Source organism: Burkholderia glumae LMG 2196 = ATCC 33617, from assembly GCF_000960995.1.
In the GTDB taxonomy this organism is placed as follows: Bacteria; Pseudomonadota; Gammaproteobacteria; order Burkholderiales; family Burkholderiaceae; genus Burkholderia; species Burkholderia glumae.
The window spans coordinates 1,434,058-1,460,750 of sequence record NZ_CP009434.1; the positions used below are offsets into that span (position 1 = coordinate 1,434,058).

24 protein-coding genes are annotated in these 26,693 nt (G+C 69.2%); 17 read left to right on the plus strand and 7 right to left on the minus strand.

Translation table 11 applies throughout. The features are described 5' to 3' along the window. Positions 1-40: 40 nt before the first annotated feature. Together KS03_RS07445 and KS03_RS07450 are read right to left on the minus strand one after the other, a co-directional pair. Positions 41-709 carry a cation diffusion facilitator family transporter gene (locus KS03_RS07445; protein ID WP_015877434.1) on the minus strand — a complete coding sequence of 223 codons (669 nt, stop codon included), beginning with the start codon at positions 707-709 and terminating at the stop codon, positions 41-43. A gap of 299 nt (positions 710-1,008) precedes the next feature. Continuing rightward, entirely contained in the window at positions 1,009-2,742 is a 1,734-nt protein-coding gene (locus KS03_RS07450; protein WP_015877433.1) for a S8 family peptidase, read from the minus strand. On the opposite strand from KS03_RS07450, the gene KS03_RS32250 reads away from it, so the two are divergent. From KS03_RS32250 to KS03_RS07470, 7 genes are all read left to right on the plus strand, one after another. Beyond that, positions 2,741-2,878 carry a hypothetical protein gene (locus tag KS03_RS32250; protein WP_017423395.1) on the plus strand — a complete coding sequence of 46 codons (138 nt, stop codon included), beginning with the start codon at positions 2,741-2,743 and terminating at the stop codon, positions 2,876-2,878. The genes KS03_RS07450 and KS03_RS32250 overlap by 2 nt on opposite strands. A gap of 460 nt (positions 2,879-3,338) precedes the next feature. After that, positions 3,339-4,133 (plus strand): 4-hydroxy-2-oxoheptanedioate aldolase, encoded by a 795-nt coding sequence (gene hpaI, locus KS03_RS07455; RefSeq protein ID WP_015877432.1) that lies wholly within the window; start codon positions 3,339-3,341, stop codon positions 4,131-4,133. Between the two features lie 339 nt (positions 4,134-4,472). After that, positions 4,473-4,610 (plus strand): hypothetical protein, encoded by a 138-nt coding sequence (locus tag KS03_RS32255; RefSeq protein WP_017423397.1) that lies wholly within the window; start codon positions 4,473-4,475, stop codon positions 4,608-4,610. Positions 4,611-5,538: 928 nt separating this feature from the next. Beyond that, a complete protein-coding gene (locus KS03_RS32260) occupies positions 5,539-5,682 on the plus strand; it encodes a hypothetical protein (RefSeq protein ID WP_017423398.1) in 144 nt (47 codons plus the stop codon). A 60-nt stretch (positions 5,683-5,742) separates the two neighbouring features. Next, on the plus strand, positions 5,743-6,735 hold the full coding sequence (locus KS03_RS07460) for a TRAP transporter substrate-binding protein (RefSeq protein ID WP_015877431.1): 993 nt from the start codon (positions 5,743-5,745) through the stop codon (positions 6,733-6,735). Between the two features lie 85 nt (positions 6,736-6,820). Beyond that, positions 6,821-7,315 (plus strand): TRAP transporter small permease, encoded by a 495-nt coding sequence (locus KS03_RS07465; RefSeq protein WP_015877430.1) that lies wholly within the window; start codon positions 6,821-6,823, stop codon positions 7,313-7,315. Between the two features lie 6 nt (positions 7,316-7,321). Beyond that, a complete protein-coding gene (locus tag KS03_RS07470; protein WP_015877429.1) occupies positions 7,322-8,674 on the plus strand; it encodes a TRAP transporter large permease in 1,353 nt (450 codons plus the stop codon). Between the two features lie 228 nt (positions 8,675-8,902). On the opposite strand, the gene KS03_RS07475 is transcribed toward KS03_RS07470, so the two are convergent. Then, positions 8,903-9,418 (minus strand): Lrp/AsnC family transcriptional regulator, encoded by a 516-nt coding sequence (locus KS03_RS07475; protein ID WP_015877428.1) that lies wholly within the window; start codon positions 9,416-9,418, stop codon positions 8,903-8,905. Positions 9,419-9,611: 193 nt separating this feature from the next. Here KS03_RS07475 and KS03_RS07480 point away from each other — a divergent pair, with 193 nt between their 5' ends. The 4 genes from KS03_RS07480 to KS03_RS07495 all read left to right on the plus strand — a co-directional run bounded on the left by KS03_RS07480 (position 9,612) and on the right by KS03_RS07495 (position 13,234). Continuing rightward, the gene (locus KS03_RS07480; RefSeq protein WP_026051386.1) at positions 9,612-10,628 is read left to right on the plus strand and encodes a 1-aminocyclopropane-1-carboxylate deaminase; all 1,017 of its coding nucleotides are present in this window, start codon (positions 9,612-9,614) and stop codon (positions 10,626-10,628) included. A 156-nt stretch (positions 10,629-10,784) separates the two neighbouring features. Then, positions 10,785-11,558, plus strand: a complete 774-nt coding sequence (locus tag KS03_RS07485) for an SDR family oxidoreductase (protein WP_015877426.1) — start codon at positions 10,785-10,787, stop codon at positions 11,556-11,558. 57 nt (positions 11,559-11,615) lie between these two features. Beyond that, the gene (locus KS03_RS07490; protein WP_015877425.1) at positions 11,616-12,686 is read left to right on the plus strand and encodes an L-idonate 5-dehydrogenase; all 1,071 of its coding nucleotides are present in this window, start codon (positions 11,616-11,618) and stop codon (positions 12,684-12,686) included. A gap of 176 nt (positions 12,687-12,862) precedes the next feature. Next, positions 12,863-13,234, plus strand: coding sequence for an MAPEG family protein (locus KS03_RS07495; RefSeq protein ID WP_015877424.1), 372 nt, complete (start codon positions 12,863-12,865; stop codon positions 13,232-13,234). Between the two features lie 34 nt (positions 13,235-13,268). Here the strand turns inward: KS03_RS07495 and KS03_RS07500 are convergent, their stop codons facing one another. The 3 genes from KS03_RS07500 to ahpC form a co-directional block, all read right to left on the minus strand. Further along, positions 13,269-14,174 (minus strand): LysR family transcriptional regulator, encoded by a 906-nt coding sequence (locus tag KS03_RS07500; RefSeq protein ID WP_015877423.1) that lies wholly within the window; start codon positions 14,172-14,174, stop codon positions 13,269-13,271. Between the two features lie 490 nt (positions 14,175-14,664). Then, positions 14,665-16,257: an alkyl hydroperoxide reductase subunit F gene (gene ahpF / locus KS03_RS07505; RefSeq protein WP_017432776.1), complete on the minus strand. Its 1,593-nt coding sequence runs from the start codon at positions 16,255-16,257 to the stop codon at positions 14,665-14,667. 118 nt (positions 16,258-16,375) lie between these two features. Then, the gene (gene ahpC, locus KS03_RS07510; protein WP_015877421.1) at positions 16,376-16,939 is read right to left on the minus strand and encodes an alkyl hydroperoxide reductase subunit C; all 564 of its coding nucleotides are present in this window, start codon (positions 16,937-16,939) and stop codon (positions 16,376-16,378) included. Between the two features lie 609 nt (positions 16,940-17,548). On the opposite strand from ahpC, the gene KS03_RS07515 reads away from it, so the two are divergent. Continuing rightward, positions 17,549-18,268, plus strand: a complete 720-nt coding sequence (locus KS03_RS07515; RefSeq protein ID WP_015877420.1) for a YecA/YgfB family protein — start codon at positions 17,549-17,551, stop codon at positions 18,266-18,268. Between the two features lie 27 nt (positions 18,269-18,295). Here the strand turns inward: KS03_RS07515 and KS03_RS07520 are convergent, their stop codons facing one another. Further along, positions 18,296-18,790, minus strand: coding sequence for a hypothetical protein (locus tag KS03_RS07520; protein ID WP_015877419.1), 495 nt, complete (start codon positions 18,788-18,790; stop codon positions 18,296-18,298). Between the two features lie 407 nt (positions 18,791-19,197). Between KS03_RS07520 and KS03_RS31095 the strand changes: the two genes are divergently transcribed. From KS03_RS31095 to KS03_RS07540, 5 genes are all read left to right on the plus strand, one after another. After that, entirely contained in the window at positions 19,198-19,455 is a 258-nt protein-coding gene (locus KS03_RS31095) for a hypothetical protein (protein WP_124837111.1), read from the plus strand. After that, positions 19,452-20,867, plus strand: a complete 1,416-nt coding sequence (locus KS03_RS07525) for a circularly permuted type 2 ATP-grasp protein (protein ID WP_015877418.1) — start codon at positions 19,452-19,454, stop codon at positions 20,865-20,867. The genes KS03_RS31095 and KS03_RS07525 overlap by 4 nt, the downstream gene beginning before the upstream one ends. Positions 20,868-20,961: 94 nt before the next feature. Continuing rightward, the gene (locus KS03_RS07530; RefSeq protein ID WP_015877417.1) at positions 20,962-21,903 is read left to right on the plus strand and encodes an alpha-E domain-containing protein; all 942 of its coding nucleotides are present in this window, start codon (positions 20,962-20,964) and stop codon (positions 21,901-21,903) included. 10 nt (positions 21,904-21,913) lie between these two features. Next, positions 21,914-22,858, plus strand: coding sequence for a transglutaminase family protein (locus KS03_RS07535; protein WP_017423406.1), 945 nt, complete (start codon positions 21,914-21,916; stop codon positions 22,856-22,858). Positions 22,859-23,144: 286 nt separating this feature from the next. Next, entirely contained in the window at positions 23,145-26,612 is a 3,468-nt protein-coding gene (locus KS03_RS07540; RefSeq protein WP_015877415.1) for a transglutaminase family protein, read from the plus strand. The last annotated feature ends 81 nt before the right edge of the window (positions 26,613-26,693 follow it).

Sequence of the window (26,693 nt, forward strand, 5' to 3'; positions counted from 1 at the left end):
CGGGCGTGCCGGCCTGGCGACCAGGCCCGCTCGCGCGCGCTCAGCGCGGGGGCGTCGCGCGGTTGGCCCAGCCGCCGTGGTCGGCGCGCAGCTGATGGCCGCGCTTCGCGAACGTGTAGCCGGTGCGCAGGATCATCACGCCGATCAGCGTGGCCGCGAGCGGGTCGAGGCGCGGCAGGCCGAGGCGCGCGCCGGCCAGCGCCAGCGTGGCCAGCAGCAGCGTCAGCGCGTCGACGCGGATATGCCAGGCGCTCGCCTCGATCAGCGCGGCGCCGCCGATCGCACGCGCGCGGCCCAGCATCCAGCGCGACAGCGATTCCTTGCCGGCCAGCGTCATGCCCAGCACCGCCAACGAGATCGCGTCGGGCGAGATGTCGGGCGGTGCCGACAGGCCGGTGGCGGCCTGCCAGATCATCTGCGCGCCGGCGGCGAGCAGCAGCATGCCCAGGCCGGTCAGCGCGAGCGGCTCGTAGGTCGGCCGCTGTTCGGGCGGCAGCTTCGCGTCGAGCCGGCAGGCGAGCAGCAGCAGCGCGTCGGCGATCAGGTCGATCGCCGCGTGGATGGTATCGGCGAACAGCCCCGACGAATGGGTGGCGCAGGCGGCACCGGCCTGCGCGGTCATCAGCAGCAGGTTGACGACCAGGCTGGTCGTCAGCACCCGGCTGGTGATCGCATGGACGGATTGCGACGCGCGCGCTGAGCTCGGCATGGGGCGTGGGGGTGGTCTGTTCTGCAGGTCGAAGCCGGACTGTATCGGCGGCAAATGGCAGACCGATGACAAGCCGGGTACGGGGCCGGCGCGCAGCCAACGGGCGCGGCCGGCGCGGCGACGTCAGGGGCCGTCGTCAACGGGGCGGCCGGATCGGCATGCACGCTGCGGCCTGCGCAGGGGCGCGCGGCGCGCGGCAGGCGCAAGCGTGGGGCGGAATGCAGGACGGCTCGCCCGCCGCAACCGCAGCGACGGGCGAGCCGTGGTGAGGCCCGAGGGGAGCGGGCCGGGGGGAAAGCTCAGCGTGTCGCGGAGGCGACCGCCGCGCCGGCATCCATCAGGCCGGCGCCCGGCGCCATCGCCGTGCACGACGAGGGGTTGGACGCCGTGATCTGCGACGGGCGTGCCGTGGCGGCCAGCTTCTGCGCGATCTGCGCGGGCGTCAGGTTGGGGTTCAGCGACAGCATCAGCGCGGCCACGCCGGCCACCTGCGGCGCGGCGAGGCTGGTGCCGCTGTTGTATGCGTAGGTGTCGCTGCCCGGCGTGGTGGTGCCGGTGTTGCTCGTCGAGAGGATGCTCGAACCCGGCGCGCTCAGCGTGATCTCGCTGCTGAAGTTGCTGTACCAGGCACGCTTGCCGGTGGAGTCGGTGGCGCCCACCGCGATCACGCCGGTGCAGTTCGCCGGGCGGTCCTGCGCGTTGGCGAGGCCGTCGTTGCCGGCCGCCACCACCACCGTCACGCCGCGTGCGATCACGTCGTTGATTGCCGACTGGAACGTGCTGCCGCACGGGCCGCTGCCGCCGAGGCTCAGGTTGATGATCTTGGCCGGCGTGGTGTTGTTGGGCACGCCCGCCACCGGGATGCCGGCCGCCCAGCGCATCGCGTCGGCGATGTCGCTGGTGGTGCCGCCGCACTTGCCGAGCGCGCGCACCGGCAGGATCTTGCCGAACCAGCTCACGCCGGCGATGCCGATGCCGTTGTTGGCGGACGCGCCGATCAGGCCGGCCACTTCCGTGCCGTGCCAGGTGCTGTTGCTGGGCGCGCTCGCGCAGTGGTAGAACGGGCCCGACGAATCATTGAGCTCGGCCTGCGTGACCCAGTCGCCCGGGTCGGTGGCGTCCGAGCTGCGGCCGTGGCCGTTGTTGCCGGTGTTCACGTCGGAGATGAAGTCGTAGCCGGGCAGCAGATTGCCGGAGATGTCGGCGTGCGGGCGGTAGCCGGTGTCGATCACCGCGGTGACCACGCTCGACGAGCCGGTGCTGAGGTTCCAGGCAGCGGGCATGTTCACGCCCGCGGTCGGATCGAAGTCGTTCCACTGCTGCGAGTAATTCGGGTCGGTCGGCACGGTGCTGACGAACAGGCGCCGGTCCGGCTCGGCGTAGGCCACCTCGCTGTCGGCCGCGAAGGCCTGCGCGAGCGTGACCGCGTCGGCCGGGGTCACGCGCTTGCCGAGCGACACTACCGCCGCGCCGTCCGACATGGTGCGTTCCAGCTGCACGTTGTCGAAGCTCGGCAGCGCCGGGGCGGCGGCCGTCGAGGCCAGCACGCGGGCCTGCAGGCGCTGCGCGTTCCATTGCGTGAGCACGCGGCTGATCACGTCGCCCACGCGCGCGGCGTCGGAGCTGGCGGCCAGGGCGCGGGCGCCGTTCGCGAGGCTGGTGGATGAGGCGGAGGTGAGCTTCACGATCAGGTGATCGACGGGCGCATCGGGCGTGCCGACCGTGGCCGGGCTCGGCGTGCCGTTGGTATTGCCGCTCGAGGACGCGGTGGAGGTGCTGCTGGCGTTGCCCTGCGCGGTGGCGAGGGCGGTGGTGCAGAGCTGGCTGGAACTGGTGGAGGTGCCCGAGGTGCCGGAGGCCGTGCCCGAGGTCGAGGTGCCGGTGCCGGCTGCGGTGCTCGCCGGGGAGCCCGAGTCGCCGCCGCCGCCGCAACCGGCTATGACGGAGGCGACCAGCGTCATCGAAACGACGGAGGCCAGGGTACGAAGCTGGCCCGCACGCAGGTTGGCGGGGTGGAAACGCTCGATTTTCATGTTCTCGATCCTGACGATGCGACCGCAAGCCCGCGGTCTGGGCGGCCGGTTTCCGACGAGGCGGCGCGACACCCCGGTCGCGTGCGCCGCCATCGTCCTGATGGAAATCGGTCCGTTCTTGTTCGTGTCGCGTTGATGCGCGCGACAGTGGCTGCTATTCCGGGTAACGGCGTCCCTTAATATTTCTTAAACGTTAAATATCGAGTTTCTCGAGGGGTTTTCTCCGGACATTCGAGGGGCCGGAACGCGGATGCCGGCCGGTACTGGAGAGGCTTTTCGAATCGTTTGAATAGAGCCGGAAAAGCATGGCTGATCGAGGGATTCGGTGCGACGCCGAACCCCGCCCGGCGGCCTTCGCGGCGGCCGGAATCGGCCGAGATTCGGCAGACGAATAAAACGTTTCGGGAATTGGCATTGTTAATACCAAGGGCAAAAAACCCCCGGCGGAACGGGCGCGGCGCGGTGCATGCGAACGCCGCCGGTGGGTCGCACCCGCGGCCGGCCGCCGCGTCCGGCGCGCGGATGCGATCATGGCGGCGTGCGCCGAGCGCCCCGGCGCCGGCACTTCAGACCGACTCCACGACGAGGACCGACCGATGACTGCAAGCTCTCCCCATGGACTGAACCGCTTCAAGGCCGCGCTCACGGCGCGCCGGCGCCAGATCGGCTTCTGGGTGTCGATGGCCGAGCCCTACCTGGCCGAGGTGACCGCCACGGGCGGCTTCGACTGGCTGCTGATCGACGGCGAGCACGCGCCAAACGACGTGCGCAGCATCGTCGCGCAACTGCAGGCGGTGGCGCCGTACCGCGCCGAGGCCGTGGTGCGCCCGGTCGAGGGCGACACCGCGCTGATCAAGCAGCTGCTCGACGCCGGCGCGCGCACGCTGCTGGTGCCGATGGTCGAGACGGCCGAGCAGGCGCGCGGGCTCGTCTCGGCGGTCCGTTATCCGCCGCGCGGCGTGCGCGGCGTGGGCAGCGCGGTGGCGCGCGCCTCGCGCTGGAACCTGCGCGCCGATTACCTCGACATCGCGGACGAGGAGGTCTGCCTGCTGGTGCAGGCCGAAAGCGCGGCCGCGCTCGGCAATCTCGAGGCGATCTGCGCGGTGGACGGCGTGGACGGCGTGTTCATCGGGCCGGCGGACCTGGCCGCCTCGATGGGGCATCGCGGCGACCCCGGCCATGCGGACGTGCAGTTCGCGATCGAGGACGCGATCGCGCGCGTCGTGCGCTCGGGCAAGGCGGCCGGCACGCTGACGGGCGACGCGGCGCTCGCGCGCCATTACCTCGCGCTCGGCTGCACCTTCGTGGCCGTCGGCGTGGACGTGCTGCTCTATGCGAACGCCGTGCGTGCGGCGGCGGAGGCGTTCGGGGTGGGGCCGGCCACCGCCTGAGCGCGCGCGGCCGGTTGCCGGCGGCGGCGAGCGCCGCCCGCCTGTTACCGCCGTAACGGCGCGGATGCGGTGCCCGGCAAGGCTCGCGCCGCGCCGGCGGCGGCGCCGGAAAGATCCGGTAAGACACCGAAATTGCATCCGCTCGCGCAAATTCATACAGTGGTGCGCACTCTTTCCCCAAGGAGTGTTATCGAAACGCGGTTTGCCTCGGCTCCGGACCCCTCCGGGCCGAGGCATTTTTTTTCGCTGCCGCCCGGGCGGAGCGCGCGATTCGGGCCCGCCCGCCGCGCCGTGCGAAGATGGCGATCCGGCCCGCCGCGGGCGCATGACGGAGAACCGATGAACGGATGGTGGACGGACACGATGTCCGGGGCCTGGCGGGCCGGCCTGTGGGATCTGCTCGAACGCCTGTGGGAACTGCTCGTGACGGTGTTCCATTTCCTGCTGTGGCTGCTGCGCTTGCTCGGCGGCGGCTGAGGCGGCCGGCAGGGCGGCGCGCAGGGCGGCCAGGCATGCGTGCCTGGTCAGCGGCACCGCGCGGCGCACCGGCTCGCGGCGGGGGCTTCGTCGATAAAAAAAATGCCGGTGGATCGAGGGGCGATCCACCGGCAAACACCTGGAGGTGTGAGGCACGAGGTTCAAAGCGGTCCCCCGTGATACGTATCCTAACGACATGGCCGCCGACAATGTGACGCGATCGTCAGCAATGTGACGGAAGTGTGTGGCCGGCCATCCGGCCGCGGACGCGCACGGGGCAGCCCTCGTCGGCGCCGGCCGGCCGTCGCCCCCGTCGTCTCCGTTTGCCTTCCTTCGCCTTCCTTCACTCGCATTCCAGCCTGGCCGCCTTGTCCTGCCGCGGCGCCGCCCGCGCGGGCGCCGTCCCGCGGCTTTCCGGTCGGCCGCCGCGCGCGGCTTGCCCTGTCCGGTGGCGGCGCGTGCATGGTTGCGTCGATATCAATGAAGGCTGATGGAAATGCATTCGACGGCTGTCGGAAAGCTGGAAATCGGACGTCATCCGCCGTGCGGCGGCCACGGCACGCCCCAGGGCCGGCCGTCCGGACAGCGAACGCCGCTCGGGACCGAAAAAACGAACGAGGTTAACCCTCAAAGATCAGTCGTCTTATAACATTCTCGTTCAACACGCAAACGACAAAAGAATTTGTCGCCAAGCGCCCGTCTGGCCCCTTTCGCCGAATCTCGAAAACGTGAATAACCAATTGAATTTAAACGAAATTGTGACTTTTTTAAGAAATGCTGCCGAACCCCGTCTGCGGGTATGCACCAAGTGTACAAGCGTGGTTCCGCCCCGATAGACTCGCTCCCTAGTTGTACGACGTGAGACAGCGGGTGTGCTGTCTGATGGTGATCTGACGACAACGACGACGGATGGCCCAACGAAAGGGGGATGGCAGTGATCGGATATGACGACACGCGGCGCAAGCCGGGCGACAGCCTGCCGGCGGGGGCCACCGCATCCGTGCCGGCCGTCGCGAAGTCCGCCGGGGCGACCGCCGCCACGCTCGACACTGCGCGTCCGGCCTCGCGCTGACGCCGTACCGGGGGCGGCGTGCGCCACCCAACACTCGATATTCCCAGAGGAGACTTGACCATGAAAACGATCTTCACTCGCACCCGTGTCGCGGTTGCGATCGTGGCCGCGCTGGCCGCGGCCACCACGATGTCGGCGCAGGCCCGCACGTTCCGCTCGGCCGACGTCCATAGCGACAGCTTCCCGACCAACATGGCCGTCAAGTTCATGAGCGACGAGATCAGCAAGGCCACGGGCGGCAAGGATTCGATCAAGGTGTACGGCAACAGCGCGCTCGGCTCGGAAAACGAGACGATCGACCAGGTGCGGATCGGCGCGATCGACATGGTTCGCGCCAACGGCGCCGCGTTCAACGAGATCGTGCCGGAATCGCTGATCCCGTCGTTCCCGTTCCTGTTCCGTGACATCGAGCACTTCCGCAACGTGATGTACGGCCCGGAAGGCCAGAAGATCCTCGACGCGTTCCAGGCCAAGGGCCTGGTCGCGCTGACCTTCTACGAAAGCGGCGCGCGTTCGATCTACGCGAAGCGTCCGGTCAAGTCGCCGGCCGACATGAAGGGCCTCAAGGTGCGCGTGCAGCCCTCGGACCTGATGGTCGACGAGATCAAGGCGATGGGCGGCGTGCCCACCCCGATGCCGTTCTCGGAAGTCTATACCGGCCTGAAGACGGGCCTGGTGGACGCGGCCGAGAACAACCTGCCGTCGTATGACGAAACCAAGCACTACGAAGTGGCGAACGTGTACTCGGAAACGCAGCACGCCATGACCCCGGAAGTGCTGGTGTTCTCGAAGAAGATCTGGGACACGCTCTCCCCGCAGGAGCAGACCATCATCAAGAAGGCGGCGGCCGATTCGGTGCCGTACTACGTGAAGCTCTGGACGGCGCGTGAAAGCGATGCGCGCAAGGCGGTGCTGAAGGGCGGCGCCACCATCGTGCCGGCCGCGCAGATCGATCGTGCCGCGTTCGTGAAGGCGATGCAGCCGCTCTGGGCCAAGTACGAGAAGACGCCGAAGATGAAGCAGATCGTCGACGAAATCCAGGCGATCAAGTAAGGCCCGGCATGCGGCCCGGCGATGCCGGCCCGCATGCGCGAACCGGCGGCCGCGCGCGACTGCGCCCGGCCGCCTTTCCTGTCCGATGAGGATTGAAGCAATGAGGTTCATCAAGCACACGAACGACGTGTTGTTCATGGCGCTGGCGGCGATCGCGTCCGCGAGTCTCGTCGCGCTGACGGCACTCGTGTTCTATGCCGTCGTGAAGCGCTACGTGTTCAACGACGCGCCCGATTTCGTCGAGCCGATCGCGCTGCTGCTGGTGGTCGTGATCGCCATGTTCGGCGCCGCGATGAAGGTGCGCGACGGCGGCCACATCGGCCTCGATTCGTTCGTGCGCCGGCTTTCGCCGAAGGGCCAGGCGGTGGTTCACGGGTTCCAGCATCTGTGCCTGATGGCGTTCGCGGTCGCGATCATCGCCGGCTGCGTCGAGATGGCCCAGACCACCGCCGACGACCGGATTCCGATCATCGGCCTGCCCGAGGCGGTCCGCTACCTGATCCCGATGCCGGCGGGTCTCGCCATCATCCTGTTCTCGCTCGAGCATCTGCTTGCGCTGCGCAAACGCAACCGAACCTGATCCACCATGGAACTCGCAATCCTTTCCATCAGCTTTCTGCTGCTGCTGTTTCTCGGGGTGCCCGTGTCGTTCGCGCTCGGGCTGTCGTGCGTCGCGACCTATCTCGCCGAGGGGCTGCCGGTGGCCACCGCGATGCAGTCCGTGATTTCGGGGATGAACGCGTTCTCGTTCCTCGCCGTGCCGTTCTTCATCTTCTCCGGCGAACTGATGCTGCACGGCGGCATTGCCGACCGGATCCTGAAATTCGCGCAGTCGGCCGTCGGGCACTTCCGCGGCGGGCTCGGCATGGCCAACGTGGTGGCCTGCACGCTGTTCGGCGGCGTGTCCGGTTCGCCGACCGCCGACACCTCGGCGATGGGCGGCGTGGTGATCCCGCTGATGAAGCGCGAAGGCTACAGTGCCGCCTACGCGGTGAACGTGACCACCCACGCCTCGCTGGCCGGCGCGCTGATGCCGACCTCGACCAACATGATCATCTACGCGTTCGCCGCGCAGGGGATCACCGGCATGCTGAACGGGCACATGGTGAGCGGCGTGTCGATCGGCGACCTGCTGTTCTCGGGCCTGCTGCCGGTGCTGTGGGTGATGGGCTTCGTGCTGATCGCCGCCTACTGGCAGGCACGCCGCTACGGCTACCCGCGCCGCCCCGACGGCTCCACCGCGCTGCTGAAGTTCCCCGGCTGGTACGCGGTGGCGCGTTCGTTCGTGGGCGCGCTGCCGGGCCTGGGCGTGATCGCCATCATCCTGGTGTGCGTGGCCAAGGGGATCGCCACGGCGACCGAGGCCGCCGCGATCGCCGTGGTGTACTCGCTGGTGCTCACGCTGTTCGTCTATCGCACGCTGACGATGAAGAAGCTGTGGCGCGCGCTGTCGCACGCGGCGCGCACCACCGGCGTGGTGCTGCTGCTGATCGCCGTGTCGAACATGCTGCGCTTCCAGATGTCGTATCTGGAGATTCCGGATGCGATCGAGCATCTGCTGCAGCAGTCGAATGCCGCGCCGTGGCTGATGCTGCTGTACATCAACATCCTGCAGGTGTTCCTCGGCACGTTCGTGGACATGGCCGCGCACATCCTGATCACCACGCCGCTGTTCCTGCCGCTGGCCATGGCCTGCGGCGTGGGCCCGGTGCAGTTCGGGATCATGCTGCTGCTGAACTGCTCGCTCGGCCTGGTGCATCCGCCGATCGGCTCGGTGCAGTTCGTGGGCTGCGCGATCGGCGAGGTGTCGATCGGCGAGACCACCAAGACCGCCTGGCCGTACTACCTGGCGATCTTCAGCGCGATCAACATCGTGACGTACATGCCGTTCTTTTCGACCTGGCTGCCCAGCATCATCAGCGGGCATCCGGTGTTCTGACGCGGTGAAGGTTTGACGTAGCGCGGACGGGTGTTTGGCCAGTCGGTCGCGTGAGCTTCGACGGCGGCGTGGGATGCCACGGCCGCCGTTTTTTTATTGGCTTGGTTGGCGCGCCCCGCCGGGGCCGGGAGCATCCGGAAACGGCCGCTGCCGGTGCGGCGCACGGCCTTGCTTCGCGGCCCGCATCGCCTGGGCCGCCATCCTCGCCACGCCCGGCGGCTGCGCCGTTCAAACCGGAAATTGCGTCGTCGAGAGGATTTCCTTCAACACCACGAAGGTGCGGATCTGCCGAACCCCCGGCAGGTAGAGCAGCTGTTCCGCGTGCAGCCGGTTGAAGGTCTCGCTGTCGCGTGTGCGCACCAGCATGAAGGCGTCGAATTCGCCTGTCACCACGTGGCATTCCATGCAGCCGGACACCTTCTGTGCGGCCTTCTCGAACGCGGCGAACGACTCGGGCGTCGAGCGGTCCAGCACCACGCCGATCATCACCAGCATGCCCGCGTTCAACGCCTTCGGCTCGAGCAGCGCGACGATGCCGCGTATCAGTCCGGCCTCCCTGAGCTTCTCCACGCGGCGCAGGCAGGCGGGCGGGCTCAGGTTCACGCGCGCGGCCAGCGCCACGTTGGAGATCGACGCGTCGCGCTGCAGCGCGCGCAGGATCGCGCGATCGACGCGGTCGAGCTCCGCCCCGGCGGCTGCGGCTGCGGCGGTGGCCCGGCTGGTGGTTTTTTTTATTGCGCACATCGGCCAAGAATCCTTTCGAAATTAATCCATCCGTGAACCGAGCCTTCGAATCACCGAAAAACAGCCATCGATTTGCAACCCTGATTCGTACAGTCGTTTCTAACATAGTCGCATCGTTTCGGCGATGGGCGCGGGCAGCGGCGCCACCGGCGTCGTGCGGAACGTATCCATCCATCCGTTCAAGGAGCGAGACATGAATCTCCAGAAGTTCCCGCGTTATCCGCTGACGTTCGGGCCGACGCCGATCCAGCCGCTGCGGCGGCTCAGCGCCCATCTGGGCGGCAAGGTGGAGCTGTATGCGAAGCGCGAGGATTGCAACAGCGGGCTCGCGTTCGGCGGCAACAAGACCCGCAAGCTCGAATACCTGATCCCGGACGCGATCGCGCAGGGCGCCGACACGCTGGTGTCGATCGGCGGCGTGCAGTCGAACCAGACGCGCCAAGTGGCGGCGGTGGCGGCGCATCTCGGCATGAAGTGCGTGCTGGTGCAGGAGAACTGGGTCAACTATTCGGACGCGGTCTACGACCGGGTCGGCAACATCCAGATGTCGCGCATGATGGGCGCCGACGTGCGGCTGGTGCCGGACGGCTTCGACATCGGCATCCGCAAGAGCTGGGAGGACGCGCTGGCCGAAGTACGCGCGGCCGGCGGCAAGCCGTATCCGATTCCGGCCGGCTGCTCGGAGCATCCGCTCGGCGGCCTGGGCTTCGTCGCCTTCGCCGAGGAAGTGCGCGCGCAGGAGGTGGAACTCGGAATTCGCTTCGACTACATCGTGGTGTGCTCGGTCACGGGCAGCACGCAGGCCGGCATGGTGGTGGGTTTCGCGGCGGACGGGCGCGCCGACCGGGTGATCGGCATCGACGCCTCGGCCAAGCCGGCGCAAACGCGCGAGCAGATCCTGCGCATCGCGCGCGGCACGGCCGATCGCGTCGAGCTGGGCCGCGACATCGGCGAGGCGGACGTGGTGCTCGACGAGCGCTTCGGCGGCCCCGAATACGGCCTGCCCAGCGACGGCACGCTCGAGGCGATCCGCCTGAGCGCCAGGCTCGAAGGCATGCTGACCGACCCGGTCTACGAAGGCAAGTCGATGCACGGCATGATCGAGAAGGTGCGGCTCGGCGAGTTCCCGGCCGGCGCCAAGGTGCTCTACGCGCATCTGGGCGGCGTGCCGGCGCTGAGCGCCTACAGCTATCTGTTCCGCGACGGCTGAGGCCGGTGCCGGCCGAGGCCGCCGGCGTGTGATCAGGCTTCGTGATCACCCGATCAGCAATCACCATTGGCAAGGCCCGGCCGCCTGCGGTCTACTGGGCGTCCGTCGCAGCGCGCCGATTTCCGGCGCGCGCGGCTCGGGGATTCGGAGGCAGGCATGGCAGACGTGAGCACCCTGTTCCGGCTGGACGGGCGCCGTGCGCTGGTGACCCGCTCGGGACGCGGCATCGGCCTCGCACTGGCGCGCGGACTCGCGCAAGCCGGCGCGAGCGTCGTGATCAACGATCGCAATCCCGGGAAGGCCGCCGCGCTCGCGGCCGGCTTGCGCGACGCGGGCTTCGACGCCTCGCACGCGGTGTTCGACGTGACCGACTCGGCGCAGGCCACCGCCGCGATCGACGCGTTCGAGGCCGAGGCCGGCGCCATCGAGATTCTCGTCAACAACGCGGGCATCCAGCGCCGCGCGCCGCTCGACCAGTTCGAGGACGCCGACTGGCACGCGCTGATGCGCGTCAACCTGGACGGCGCATTCATCGTCTCGCGCGCGCTGGCGCGCCACATGATCCCGCGCGGGCGCGGCAAGATCATCAACATCTGCTCGGTGCAGAGCGAAATCGCGCGGCCCTCGATCGCGCCGTATGCGGCCTCGAAGGGCGCGCTGCGGATGCTGACCAAGGGCATGTGCGCGGACTGGGCGCGCCACGGCATCCAGGCCAACGGCCTCGCGCCGGGCTACTTCGAGACCGAGCTGAACCAGGCGCTGGTCGCCGATCCGGCGTTCAACGACTGGATCTGCAAGCGCACGCCGGCCGGCCGCTGGGGCCGCGTCGAGGAGCTGTGCGGCGCGGCCGTGTTCCTCGCCTCGCCGGCGGCCGATTTCATCAACGGCCAGACGCTGTTCGTCGACGGCGGCCTGACGAGCGTGGTCTGAGCGCCGCGCGTTCCGGCATGGCTGCGTTCCCGCATTGAGAATCAGGAGGAAACATCCATGAGACTGCGCTGCATGTGTCTCGTCATTCACGCGCCGAACGATCTGCGCTACGAGCCGGCCGAGGTCGAGGCGCCCGGCCCGGGGCAGGTGCGCGTGCAGGTCGCGATGGGCGGCATCTGCGGCTCGGACCTGCATTACTTCCGCCACGGCGGGTTCGGCGCGATCCGCTTGCAGCAGCCGATGATTCTCGGCCACGAGGTGGCGGGCACGGTGGTCGAGACCGGCGAGGGCGTGAGCGGCGTGCGGGTGGGCGAGCGCGTGGCGGTCAACCCGAGCCGGCCCTGCGGCGCGTGCCGATACTGCCTCGAAGGGCTGCCGAACCAGTGTCTCGACATGCGCTTCTACGGTAGCGCGATGCGCATGCCGCACATCCAGGGCGCGTTTCGCGGCGTGCTGGTCTGCGATGCGGCGCAGTGCGCGAAGCTGGCCGACCAGGTGCCGTTCTCGATCGCCGCGCTGGCCGAGCCGTTCGCGGTCGGCCTGCACGCCGTGTCGCGCGCCGGCGCGCTGCTCGGGCGGCGCGTGCTGGTGTCCGGCTGCGGGCCGATCGGCGCGCTGGTGGCGGCGGCGGCCCGTGTCCACGGCGCGCGCGAGGTGGTGGCCACCGACGTGGTGGACGAGCCGCTCGCGGTGGCCAAGGCGCTCGGCGCGGATCGCGCGATCAACGTCGCGGCCGATCCCGACTGGACGAAGTCGTTCGCGGCCGACAAGGGCAGCTTCGACGTGGTGATCGAGTGCTCGGGCAGCGAGCGCGCGCTGCGCGACGGGCTCGAGGTGCTGCGTCCGCGCGGCGTGGTGGTGCAGCTCGGCCTCGGCGGCGACGTGGCGATCCCGCAGAACGTGGTGGTGGCCAAGGAGCTGACGATCTGCGGCTCGTTCCGCTTCCATGCCGAGTTCGCGCTGGCCGTGCAACTGATCAACGAGGGGCGCGTGGATCTGGCGCCGGCCATCACGCGCGTGTTCCCGGCGCGCGAGGCGGGCGACGCGTTCGCGCTGGCGGGCGACCGGCGCCGCGCGATGAAGGTGCTGATCGATTTCCAGGACGCGCCGGCCGATGCCGGCGCCTGATGCCTGCAGCGTGCGGCGGCCCGGCCCCTGACAGCGACGGCGGGGCCGCGGCGGGCGCCTCGGTCGTGCGCTGCGGCAGAGGAAGCCGTCTAGTTTTCCTGCATGGCGCCGGTGCCGGCCGATGCTAAGCTGCGAACCACCTTGTCATCGTTCAATGTCAACAATGGAGACTGGAAATGATTCGTTCGCAACTCTGCCTGGTCATCGTCGCGCTGCTGCCGTTCGTCTGGACCGCCTGCGCGAAGGCCCGCGCGGGCTACGACAATCGCGCGCCGCGTGACTACCTGGCCAAGCTCGAAGGCTGGCGACGCCGCGCGGCGGCCGCCCATCAGAACGCCTGGGAGGCGCTCGCGCTGTTCACCGCGGCGCTGGTGGTGGCCTGGCACGACGGCGCGAACGCGGCGCGCGTCGATCAGCTGGCCACCGCGTTCGTTGCGCTGCGCGTGCTGCATGGGGTCGTCTACATCGCGAACTGGGCGGCGCTGCGCACGCTGGTCTGGTGTGCCGGGATGGTCTGCGTCGTCTGGCTGTTCTTCGTCGCGCCCTGAAGGCGGCCGTCGCGGACGGCGCGCGGCGGCGCGCTCAACGCACGCCGCCGGCCACCCAGTCGCGCACCGCCTGCGTGAACAGGCGTAGCGGCGCGGGCGGATGGCGGTTGGCCGGGTAATAGAGCGCGAGCCCCGGCAGCGGCACGCTCCAGGCGTCGAGCAGCGCGATCAGCCGCCCGCTCGCCAGGTGTTCCTCGATCTGGCTCTCGGGCACCCAGGCCACGCCGATGCCGGCCAGGGCGGCCTCGATCATCGCGTTCGGGTTGCCGAGCGTCAGCGGCCCGTTCACGTCGAGGCTGCAGGTCTTGCCGTCGAGCTGGAAATCCCAGCGCAACAGCGCGCCGCTTTCGAAGCGGTGGCGGATGCAGCGGTGCTGCATCAGGTCGGCGGGCCGCTCGGGGGCCGGATGGCGCGCCAGATAGGCGGGCGAGGCCACGGCGATGAAGCGCATGTCCGGGCCGAAGCGCACCGCGATCATGTCGCGCGGCACGTCGTCGAGCGCGCGGATGCCGGCATCGAAACCTTCCGCGACGATGTCGATGAGCCGCGTATCGGTGACGAACTCGACATGGATGTCCGGATAGCGCAGCAGGAAGTCGGGCAGCACGTGGCGGATCAGGAGGCGCGCGGAAGTCTCCGGCGCGTTGATCCTGACCGAGCCGCTCGGCCGGTTCTGCGCGGTGGAGACTTCGTCCACGGCGCTCTCGAGGTCGCTCAGCGCCGGGCCCACGCGGTGCAGCAGGCGCTCGCCCGCCTCGGTCAGCGCGACCGAGCGCGTGGTGCGGTTGAACAGGCGCACGCCGAGGCGCGCCTCCAGGCTGCGCATCGCGTGGCTCAGCGCCGACGGCGAGACCGCCAGCGCGCGCGCCGCCGCGCGAAAGCTGCGCTGCTCGGCGATCGCGACGAACGCCGTCAGTTCGGACAGGCCGGCTCGTAACATGGATGAAGATTTCTCGATTGTGCCCGTCAAGTCGACCGGATTGTCGCGTGCAGCGTAGCACCGCGGCCGCCTGCTGTCTTGCACGACGGCGGCATCGCGCGGCCGCGCGCCGCGCTGAGCGCCGCATCATTTGGTCGGCCGGGCGGACGCCTGCGCCGTCCGTGAAGCATCGCTTGCGCGGCCCGCTGCCGTGTGCCGCGAGCCCTTGCCCTGGCACCGCGTCGCTCCGGCCGAAGCCGCCGGGCAGCGGCTGGGCAGTGGCCGGGCGCGCTTCGCGCGTTACGAGCCCCTGAAAACGGCAAGGCCCCGTTCGTTGCCGACGGGGCCTTGCCGCTTCCGGCGCGCGCGGCGCCGCGCGATGCGCGGGGCCGAAACGCCTGCGCCCGCCTGGTGCGGGTCGGGAAAAAGCACCCTCGCCGCCACGGGGGCATGACAGGCGAGGGTCAAGGGTAGAGCGTTACGATTGCAATGCTTGGCTGGCCGCCTCGCCTCAGGCGGCGACGGCTTCGCCGGCCTGCGCGGCGGCGGGCGCCTCGACGTCCTGGCGGATCAGGTGGTCGAAGGCCGACAGCGAGGCCTTCGCGCCTTCGCCGACCGCGATCACGATCTGCTTGTACGGCACCGTGGTCACGTCGCCGGCGGCGAACACGCCCGGCAGCGAGGTGGCGCCGCGCGCATCCACCACGATCTCGCCATGCTTCGACAGCTCGATCGTGCCCTTCAGCCACTCCGTGTTCGGCACCAGGCCGATCTGCACGAACACGCCTTCGAGTTCGATGCGCTTCGTTTCGCCGGTCGTGCGCTCCAGGTAGACGAGGCCGTTCAGCTTCTGGCCGTCGCCGAGCAGTTCCTTGGTCTGCGCGCTGGTGATGATCGTCACGTTCTTGAGGCTGCGCAGCTTGCGTTGCAGCACTTCGTCGGCGCGCAGCGCCTCGCCGAATTCGATCAGCGTCACTTCACGGACGATGCCGGCCAGGTCGATCGCGGCTTCCACGCCCGAGTTGCCGCCGCCCACCACGGCCACCCGCTTGCCCTTGAACAGCGGGCCGTCGCAGTGCGGGCAGTAGGCCACGCCCTTGTTGCGGTACTCGCGCTCGCCCGGCACGTTCAGCTCGCGCCAGCGGGCACCCGTCGAGAGGATCACCGACTTGGCCTTCAGCGTCGCGCCGTTTTCGAGGCGGATCTCGTTGATCGCGCCCGGCACGAGCGCGGTGGCGCGCTGCACGTCCATGATGTCGACGTCATATTGCTTCACGTGCTGCTCCAGCGCGACCGCGAACTTCGGCCCTTCGGTTTCCTGCACGGAGATGAAGTTCTCGATCGCCATCGTGTCGAGCACCTGGCCGCCGAAGCGCTCGGCCACCACGCCGGTGCGGATGCCCTTGCGCGCCGCGTAGATCGCCGCCGCCGCGCCGGCCGGGCCGCCGCCGACGATCAGCACGTCGAACACGTCCTTCTTGTCCAGTTCCTTCGCGGCCCGGGCGCTGGCGCCGGTATCGAGCTTCGCGAGGATTTCCTTGACGCTGCTGCGGCCCTGGCCGAAGTGCTGGCCGTTCACGAACATGGTCGGCACGGCCATGATCTGGCGTTCGTCCACTTCGTTCTGGAACAGCGCGCCGTCGATCGCCACGTGGCGGATGCGCGGGTTCAGCAGCGCCATCACGTTCAGCGCCTGCACCACTTCCGGGCAGTTCTGGCAGCTCAGCGAGAAATACGTCTCGAAGGAGAAATCGCCTTCGAGGTTGCGGATCTGCTCGATCGTCGCGTCGTCGAGCTTGAGCGGATGGCCGCCCACCTGCAGCAGCGCGAGCACGAGCGAGGTGAATTCATGCCCCATCGGGATACCCGCGAAGCGGATGCCGGTGGGCTTGCCGGGCTCGCCGATCGAGAACGACGGCTTGCGTTCGGCGTCGTCGCGGCGCTCCACGACGCTCACGCGCGGCGACAGCGAGCCGATCTCGTTGAGCAGCTCGATCAGCTCCTTCGACTTGGCGCCGTCGTCGAGCGAGGCGACGAGTTCGATCGGGCGGGTGATCTTGTCGAGGTACGACTTCAACTGGTTCTTGAGATTGGCGTCGAGCATGATGATTCGGATTCCGTAATGTTTTTGGCACCTCGCCGGCGGGCGAGGGGGCGTGCGGCGCGAGGGCCGCACGGCGGAGCGCCTCGCGGCGCCCCGGTCCGTCTGATGCGAACGACGCTTAGATCTTGCCGACCAGGTCGAGCGACGGGGTCAGCGTTTCGGCGCCCGGCGTCCACTTCGCGGGGCAGACTTCACCCGGGTGCGAGGCGACGTATTGAGCGGCCTGCACCTTGCGCAGCAGTTCGCCTGCGTCGCGGCCGATGCCGTTGTCGTGGATTTCAGCGATCTTGATCTCGCCTTCCGGGTTGATCACGAACGTGCCGCGCAGCGCCAGGCCTTCTTCCTCGATCAGCACGTCGAACGCGCGTGCCAGCGTGGCCGTCGGGTCGCCGACCAGCGGGTACTTGATCTTCGCGATCGTGTCCGAGGTGTCGTGCCATGCCTTGTGCGTGAAGTGCGTATCGGTCGACACGCCGTAGATCTCGACGCCCAGCTTCTGGAATTCTTCGTAACGATCGGCCAGGTCGCCCAGCTCCGTCGGGCACACGAACGTGAAGTCCGCCGGATAGAACACGACGACCGACCACTTGCCCTTCAGCGATTCGTCGCTGACGGGAACGAAGTCGCCGTTGTGATATGCGGTTGCCTTGAACGGTTTGATCTGGCTGTTGATGATCGGCATTTGGGTCTTCCTTTGGTCAGTGAGTGATCAGGAGCGGCCAGTATGACGATTGGGGGAGCGAATGTGAAATTGCTTGTTTCAATGACGGGGATCGAGATTTTCTATCTATCTCGAATTTTGGATAGCGTGAGGCTCGGGCCGGGTCGGGAGACCGGGCGCCGGCGCACGCGAAGCGGCGGGGGCAGGGCGCAGCGCCTTGCCGCGTCAGCTTCGGATGCCTCGCCGGGGGCGCGGGGCGGATGGCGCCGAGAGGTTCGGCGCGAGATGCGATGCCGCGTCGAAGTAACGCGAACACCGGATTTTCGCCGATTCGCGGATGGCCGTCCAGTGCCAATCGGAGGCGCCGCGATCGCGCTTCGAGGGATGTGACGCGGGCGTGACGAAGCTCGAAGCGCCGTCGTTGTGCTGCCGCCCGTTTCCGGGGTGGGGGGCGGCCAGGCAAGCCGCGGCGACGGCGAACCGGACGACAACGAAACGACGCGGCGCCGACGGGCAGGCGGCGCGCGCCGGGGGCCGGGGCGGGCGGCGGTAGAAGGTAGAATGCCGGTTTTCCCAAATTCCTCCGCGCCGCCGCGAGCCGGCTCGCGCGCGGAGCGACTTTCAAGCGCGATGACCCACACAGACGATAAAACACTCGACGAGCTCGACCGGTTCCTGATGTCCGACATCATGTCGGAGAACACCATGACGATCGAAATGCTCGACGGCTACCTGACCGCGATCGCGATCGGCCCGACCACCATCCAGCCGACCGCATGGCTTGCCGACGTCTGGGGGCCGACCGAGGACGATGCGCCCGATTTCGAGTCCTACGAGCAGGCCGAGTACGTGTTCGGCCTGATGATGCGCCACTACAACGCGATCCTGCAGACCTTCGAGGCCGATCCGGCGTCGATCGCGCCGCTGTTCAGCGTCAACGAGGTGGACCACGAAGACGAGCCGCACGAGTACATCGACGCCGAAGCCTGGGCGAACGGTTTCTTCCAGGGCATGGGGCTGTGCTGGGACGACTGGAAGCCGCTGCTGGATCACCCCGATGCCGAGTCGTGGCTCAGGCCGCTGCGCCTGCTCGGCAGCGACGATCTCGACGACGCCGAGCGCGAGCTCGTCAGCCAGCCCGCCGAGCGCGAGGCGCTGTCGGAGCAGGTGCCGCTCGCGGTCGCGCGAATCTACGAATTCTGGCTGCCGCATCGCGGCTCGACGCAGGAGCGGCTGCTCGCGCAGACGATCCAGCGCGACGCGCCGAAGGTCGGCCGCAACGATTCCTGCCCGTGCGGCAGCGGCAAGAAGTTCAAGAAGTGCCACGGCACGGACGACGCGCAGGCCTGAGGGGGCGTGCGGTCCCCCGCCTGCGGCTCAGTGCAGGTAGGTGACGCGGCGCTCGCGCGTGCGGATCTCGAGCCCGGCGTCGAGCAGCGAGATCGCGAACCAGCGCGTGAGCTTGAGCACGCCGCTCACCGAGAACGCGGGCAGCCAGTCGTTCAGCACGCGCATCGCCGCCTCGCCGCGCGTGGCCTGCAGATGCGCGATGGCCTGCAGCAGCGAGGCTTCGTCGTGGGCGAGCTCGCGCGCGCAGCGGCAGCGCATGTCGAGCGGGCGTGCCGCCGAACCGGCGAGCGCGCACATCATCATGTCGAAGTGGTCCAGGCCGTCGGCATGGACGCCGGCCTCGGCCAGCACGTCGCGCCAGGTAGGGGGCCGCCGCGCGCTCGCGGGGTTGGCGCAGGCGGCATCGGGATGCAGCCAGATCCGCACGGCGGTCAGGATGATGCGTTCGGCGGTATCGGGATCGCCCGCGAGCGGGTCGTCGATCGGCGAAGCATGGTGTGCGGCGAGTCGCGTGTCGTCCATGGCACCTCCAGGAATTCGATGATGGGTAGGGGCGGGGCCGGCGCGTGCCGCTCCGCGGAAAGGATGCGGGCCGCGCGCCAGCACGACGGCTGACGACGGGTGGCGGCCCGCTCGGCGCAAGCCGGCTCGCGAGCCGGGCCGCCGCTCAGGCCGCCATTCGCGTCCCCGGGCGCCGGCCGCCAGCCGTTGCCCGCTTTGCTGCGCCCTGCGATGCGGCACGACGGCCGCGCCGCCTGCGATCAGCTCGGATCGGCACGGGCGATGGGCCAATGATCGGCCAGTTTGCCCTTAAATGCAAATGATTCTCATTTATTGAATGAACAAGGCGGCACTGGCCGGTGCGCTGGCCGGCGCTTTCCCGCCCTGCTTCGGGCCCGCGCCAGTGGGCAAGCGGCGCCAACTGGCGCATGATCGACGCAGGCGGCGTGCCGGGCGCTGCACCGGCTGCCGCGCGCCGCCGCCTTGCCGCCTGCTTCGTCGCGGCGCATGCCGAGGCGCGCGGCGCGGCGGCACGCACCGTCACGGTGCGCGAAGTCGGCAAACGGTGCCATATCGGTGAAAGTCTCAGTCTGGCGCAAGGCACGGACCTTGCTGGATACTGTTTCACGCCGGTCCGGCATGGTGGATGCCGAACAGAAGAAGAGAGAGGGAGAGACCCTGAATGAAGCCATTCGATGAAATGCTGCAATCCGGCGACTCGGTACGCGCCCCTTACGAGCGCCTCAAGCAATGGCTCGATACGCAGGACCCTGCGAGCCTGGCACAAAAGGCCCACGACGCCGAAGGCGTGTTCCGGCGCACCGGCATCACGTTCGCCGTCTACGGCGACGCGGAGGCCGCCGAGCGGCTGATCCCGTTCGACATCGTGCCGCGCATCATTTCCGGGCAGGAATGGACCCGCCTGTCCCAGGGCATCGAACAGCGCGTGATGGCGCTCAATGCGTTCCTCGACGACATCTACCACCGCCAGGAAATCGTGCGCGCCGGCATCGTGCCGAAGCACCTGATCGCGCACAACGAGGCGTTCCTGCCCGAGATGATCGGCTTCCGGCCGCCCGGCAACGTCTATACGCACATCATCGGCGTGGACATCGTGCGTACCGCCGAGCACCAGTTCTACGTGCTGGAGGACAACGCGCGCACGCCGTCGGGCGTGTCGTACATGCTGGAAAACCGCGAAACCATGATGCAACTGTTTCCCGAGCTGTTCCAGCGCGTCAAGGTGCGGCCCGTCGAGACCTACCCGCAGCTGCTGCGCCAGTCGCTGGCGGCGGTCTGTCCGCCGGGCGGCAACGCCGACAACCCGACGGTGGCCGTGCTCACGCCCGGCATCCACAACTCCGCCTACTACGAGCACGCGTTCCTGGCCGACCAGATGGGCGTGCATCTGGTGGAGGGCAGCGACCTGCAGGTGATCGACGGGCGCGTGGCGATGCGCACCACCGAGGGCTTCCGGCCGATCGACGTGCTGTACCGGCGCCTCGACGACGCATTCCTCGATCCGCTCACGTTCCGTCCCGATTCGGTGCTCGGCGTGGCCGGCATCATGGACGTCTATCGCGCCGGCAACATCACGATCGCCAACGCGCCCGGCACCGGCATCGCCGACGACAAGGCGATCTATTCCTACATGCCCGAGATCGTCGAGTTCTACACCGGCCGCAAGGCGCTGCTCGAGAACGTGCCGACCTGGCGCTGCGGCGAGGCCGACAGCCTCAAGTACGTGCTCGACCACCTGGAGGAGCTGGTGGTGAAGGAGGTGCACGGCTCGGGCGGCTACGGCATGCTGGTCGGCCCGGCCTCCACGCGCGCGGAGCGCGAGACCTTCTCGGCCAAGCTGCGCGCGCGGCCGGCCAACTACATCGCGCAGCCCACGCTCGCGCTATCCACCACGCCGATCCTGACCGAGAAGGGACTCGCGCCGCGCCACGTCGACCTGCGCCCGTTCGTGCTGGTCTCGGACCGGATCCGCATCACGCCGGGCGGGCTCACGCGCGTGGCGCTCAAGGAGGGCTCGCTCGTCGTCAATTCGAGCCAGGGCGGCGGAACCAAGGACACCTGGGTGCTGGCCGACTGAGCCGTCCGGCTCACGCGGCGCACCTCACCCGGCGTGCGCGGCGGCCCTGCGGGGCGCCGCGCGCGAAAGCAACAACGATCGGAGTCAACGGGAAATGCTTCTTGGACGCACTGCAAGCGGTCTCTACTGGATGTACCGCTACATCGAGCGCGCGGAGAACACCGCGCGCATCGTCGACGCGGGCCTGCGCATGGCGCTGACGCGCACCGCCGACGCGCCGGCCGAATGGTCCTCGGTGCTGGTCAGCTCGGGCGCCGACGACGGCTTCCGGCAGAAATACGACGAATATACGGTGGACAACGTCGCCGACTATCTGCTGCGCGACCGCGATAACCCGTCGAGCGTGCTGTCGTGCATCGAATACGCGCGGATGAACGCGCGCATGGTGCGCATCGCGCTCACGCGCGAGCTGTGGGAGACCGTCAACGACGCCTGGCAGTCGGTCAAGCGCCTGCTCTCGCGGCCGTTCACGTCGAGCCAGCTGCCGGCGATCCTCGACCACATCAAGCGCGAGACCGCGCTGATGCTCGGCAGCTTCTACAGCACCATGCTGCGCAACGAGATCTTCGATTTCGCCGAGATCGGCGCGTTCATCGAGCGCGCCGACAACACCGCGCGGATTCTCGACGTGAAATATCACCTGCTGCTGCCGTCGGTGTCGCACGTCGGCACCATGATCGACAACTACCAGTGGGAGTCGATCCTGCGCTCGGTGGCCGCGCACCGCTCGTACCGCTGGGTCTACGACGTGCAGTACAAGCCGATCAACATCGCCGACTACCTGATCCTGAACGGCCGCATGCCGCGCTCGCTGCGCTACTGCGCGGGGCGCGTGATGTCGAGCCTGAACCGCCTCGGGAAAGATTACGGCGTGACGCACGAATGTCACGACACCGCCGCGAAAATCCTGCAGACGCTGTCCGACAATTCGGTCGAACGGATCTTCAAGAGCGGGCTGCACGAGTTCCTGACCGACTTCATCGGCCGGAACAACAGCCTCGGCATCGAAATCGCCCAAGCCTACAACTTCGACTGAGAGAGCTGCCATGCGACTTGCGATTCGTCATATCTCACGCTTTCGGTTCGACGACAACGCCACCCACGCCCTGCAGCGCCTGCGCCTGCGCCCGCCGGGCGGCCCCGGCCAGACGGTGCGGGCCTGGCAGGTGACGATCGACGGCGTGGAGCCCACCGTCGGCTACGCGGACGGCCTGGGCAACCGCATCGACCTGGTGCGCCACGATCGCGGCGAGCGGCCCGAGGTGGTGGTGATCGCCGCCGGCGTGGTCGAGACGCAGGACCGCGCCGGCATCGTCGGCAGCGCCGACGACTACGCCGTGCCGTGGATCTTCGAGCGCACCACCGGCTTCACCCAGGCCGGCGAGCGCGTGCTCTCGATCGCCGCCGCGCTGCCGCTCGAACACCGCAGCCTCGACGCGCTGCACTGGCTGATGTCGGAGGTCCACGCGCGGATTCGCTACGCGCCCGAGCTGGCCGACGCCGACACCGATGCCGAGCACGCGCTCGAAGCCGGCGAGGGCACCAGCCGCGACCACGCGCATGCGTTCATCGCGGTGGCGCGCGCGCTGAAGATTCCGGCGCGCTACGTGGCCGGCTATCTGCTGACGGACGGCCCGCTGCAGCGGATCGCCGAGACCATGCAGCAGGCAGGCGGCGCGCAGCAGTCGCAGCGCATGCCGCTCGAGGCCGACGGCATCCGCCACCTCGCCGCGGACGCGCCCGAGGCGGTGGCCCGCCAGCAGCAGACGAGCGTCACGACCTACCCGCCGTCGGGCCACGCCTGGGCCGAGGCCTATGTCGAGGGGCTCGGCTGGGTGGGCTTCGATCCGTTCATGAACCGTTGCCCCGACGAGCGCTACGTGCGCGTGGCCGCCGGGCTCGACCATACCGACGCGCGGCCCGTGACGGGAATCGGCGCCTCGCCGGTGGCCGTCGAGATCAGCGTGATCCAGTCGCCCGAACTCGTCTGAGCCGGTGCGGCGGGCATGGCGTCGGCGGCGGGCGGCCCACGGTGCGCCGCGCTGCGCGCACCGGACCCGGCGGCTCGCGCATGCCGCCGCATGCCGGCGGTCGTGCAACGCGGCGAGCGCAAACCGGAACCCCGGCCCGCTCCATATTGCCCGCCGCCGCCTGCGGAACCGCCGAACCGTTTGCCCGGAGCCGCCTGAGGCCGAACCCGACTGCCCGAACCGAGCCACCCCGAACCGAATCCGCCGCATCGCCGCCCCGGCCTGAACCGAACCCATCGATCCCGACATGTCCATCCACGTCGCGCTTCACCACACCACCCGCTACCGCTATGACCGGCTGGTCGGCCTCGGGCCGCAGATCGTGCGGCTGCGTCCGGCACCGCATTGCCGCACGCCGATCCTGTCCTACTCGATGAAGGTCGAGCCGGCGCAGCACTTCGTGAACTGGCAGCAGGACCCGTTCGCCAACTACCTGGCGCGGCTCGTGTTTCCCGAGCGCACGCGCGAGTTCGAGATCACCATCGATCTGGTGGCCGAGATGGCGGTCTACAATCCGTTCGACTTCTTCCTGGAGGAATCGGCCGGCCAGTTCCCGTTCGACTACGACGCGGCGCTGCGCGAGGAGCTGGCGCCGTATCTGGCCTGCGACGCGGCCACCAGCGCCTCGCCGGTATTGCGCGACTACCTCGCGAGCATCGATCGCGCGCCGGCGGCCACCATCGACTTCCTGGTCGCGCTGAATCAGCGGCTGCAGAAGGACATCCGCTACCTGGTGCGGATGGAGCCCGGGGTGCAGACGCCCGACCAGACGCTGCGCCGCGCCTCGGGCTCGTGCCGCGACAGCGGCTGGCTGCTGGTGCAGCTGTGCCGGCACCTGGGACTCGCCGCGCGCTTCGTGTCGGGCTACCTGATCCAGCTCGCGCCCGACGTGAAGGCGCTCGACGGCCCGAGCGGCACCGAGGTCGATTTCACCGACCTGCACGCGTGGTGCGAGGTCTACCTGCCCGGCGCCGGCTGGATCGGCTTCGACCCGACCTCGGGCCTGCTGGCGGGCGAGGGGCACATTCCGCTCGCCTGCACGCCGCAGCCCACCAGTGCCGCGCCCGTCGAGGGGCTGATCGACGACTGCGAGGTGGCGTTCGAGCACCACATGGCGGTCACGCGCATCTACGAATCGCCGCGCGTGACCAAGCCCTATACCGACCACCAGTGGGCGGCCGTGCTGGAGCTGGGCACGGCGGTGGACGCGCGGCTCGCGGCCGGCGACGTGCGGCTCACGCAGGGCGGCGAGCCGACCTTCGTGTCGATCGACGACCGCGACGGCGCCGAATGGAACACCGACGCGCTCGGGCCGACCAAGCGCGGCTATGCCACCTCGCTGGTGCAGAAGCTGCGCGCCGAATACGGCACGGGCGGCTTCCTGCATTTCGGCCAGGGCAAGTGGTATCCCGGCGAGCAGCTGCCGCGCTGGGCGCTGTCGGTGTGCTGGCGCAAGGACGGCGAGCCGGTCTGGCAGGACCCGTCGCGGTTCGCCGACGAGCGCGAGCCGTCGGCCTATACCAGCGCCGACGCCGAGCGCTTCATCCGCGCGCTGGCCGAGCGGCTCGGCCTGTCGGGCGAGCACATCCGGCCTGGCTTCGAGGATGTCTGGTACTACCTGTGGCGCGAACGCCGCCTGCCGGTCAACGTCGATCCCTTCGATTCGCGCCTCGACGACGAACTCGAACGCGCGCGCCTGCGCAAGGTGTTCGACCAGAAGCTCGACACCGTGATCGGCTACGTGCTGCCGCTCAAGGCGCTGCCGGCGTCGCCGGAGCTGGCCGGCCCGCGCTGGCAGACCGGCCCGTGGTTCTTCCGCGACGAGCGCATGTACCTGATTCCCGGCGATTCGCCGATGGGCTACCGGCTGCCGCTCGATTCGCTGCCGTGGGTGAGCGCGACGGACTATCCCTATCTGGTCGATCGCGATCCGTTCGCACCGCACGAGCCGCTGCCGGGCGCCGAGGCGCTGCGCGCGCGCTATCTGGCCGCCGCCGACGCGCCGCGCTATCTGGCCGGGCAGCCCGATCCCTGGCTGGCCGGCACGCCGCGCACCACGCTGCAGTCGCGGCTCGATGCGCAGGGGCACGCGTTCGGCGGCCCCGACCTCGATCGCGCGCCGCCTGGGTTCGACGCGCCGCCGGCGGGTGAGGACGCCGGCTCGCGCGAGCCCGGGCGCTTCGAATCGGCGGCCTGGATCACGCGCACCGCGATGTGCTCGCAGGTGCGCGACGGCGTGCTCTATCTGTTCATGCCGCCGCTGGCCGCGCTCGAGGACTATTTGGACCTGCTCGGCGCGATCGAGCTGACCGCGTGCGCGCTCGACATGAAGCTGGTGCTGGAGGGCTACCCGCCGCCGCGCGACGCGCGCCTGGCGATGCTGCAGGTCACGCCCGATCCCGGCGTGATCGAGGTGAACATTCATCCCGCGCACGACTTCCCGCAACTGGTGCAGCAGACCGAATTCCTCTACGACGCGGCCTGGCGCACGCGGCTGTCGTCGGAGAAATTCATGATCGACGGCCGCCACGTGGGCACCGGCGGCGGCAACCACTTCGTGCTGGGCGGCGCGACGCCGGCCGACAGCCCGTTCCTGCGCCGCCCGGACCTGCTCGCGAGCCTGATCGCGTACTGGCACAATCATCCGTCGCTGTCGTACCTGTTCTCGGGCCTGTTCATCGGGCCGACCAGCCAGGCGCCGCGCGTGGACGAGGCGCGCAACGACCAGCTCTACGAGCTCGACATCGCGTTCGGCGAGATCGCGCGCAACAAGCTGCTGTACGGCCAGGACATGCCGCCCTGGCTGGTCGATCGCGTGCTGCGCAACCTGCTGGTGGACGTGACCGGCAACACGCACCGCAGCGAGTTCTGCATCGACAAGCTCTATTCGCCCGATTCGTCCACCGGCCGGCTCGGGCTGCTGGAGCTGCGCGCCTTCGAGATGCCGCCGCACGCGCGCATGAGCCTGGTGCAGCAGCTGCTGCTGCGCGCGCTGGTGGCGCGCTTCTGGGAGACCCCGTACACCACGCCGCTCACGCGCTGGGGCACCGCGCTGCACGATCGCTTCATGCTGCCCGCGTTCGTGAAGATGGATTTCGACGACGTGCTGACCGAGATGGGCGAAGCCGGCTTCGGCTTCGACGCGGCCTGGTTCGCTCCGCATTTCGAGTTCCGCTTCCCGCTGTTCGGGCAGATCGCCGTGCGCGGCATCGAGCTGAGCCTGCGCGGCGCGCTGGAGCCGTGGCACGTGATGGGCGAGGAGGGCGCGGCGGGCGGCACGGTGCGCTACGTCGATTCCTCGCTGGAGCGGCTCGAGGTGCGCGTGAGCGGGCTCAACGACAACCGCCACGTGGTGACCGTCAACGGCCGCGCGCTGCCGCTGCAGCCCACCGGCACGGCCGGCGAGTACGTGGCCGGGGTGCGCTACAAGGCCTGGGCGCCGCCCTCGGCGCTGCATCCGACGATCGGCGTCCACGCGCCGCTCACCTTCGACATCGTCGATACCTGGATGCGGCGCTCGCTGGGCGGCTGCTGCTATCACGTCGCGCATCCGGGCGGGCGCAACTACGCGACCTTCCCGGTCAACGCCTACGAGGCGGAAAGCCGGCGGCTCGCGCGCTTCGTCTCGATCGGCCACACGCCGGGGCGCATGGACGTGGCGCCGGCCGCGCCGAGCCGCGAGTTTCCGTTCACGCTCGACCTGCGGCGCGAATGAGGCGCGGCGCGCGCGGCCAGGCCGGCATCCTGCGAGGCGGCGGGAACGTCGCGGCGGGAATGATAGGATGCGGGCTCGACG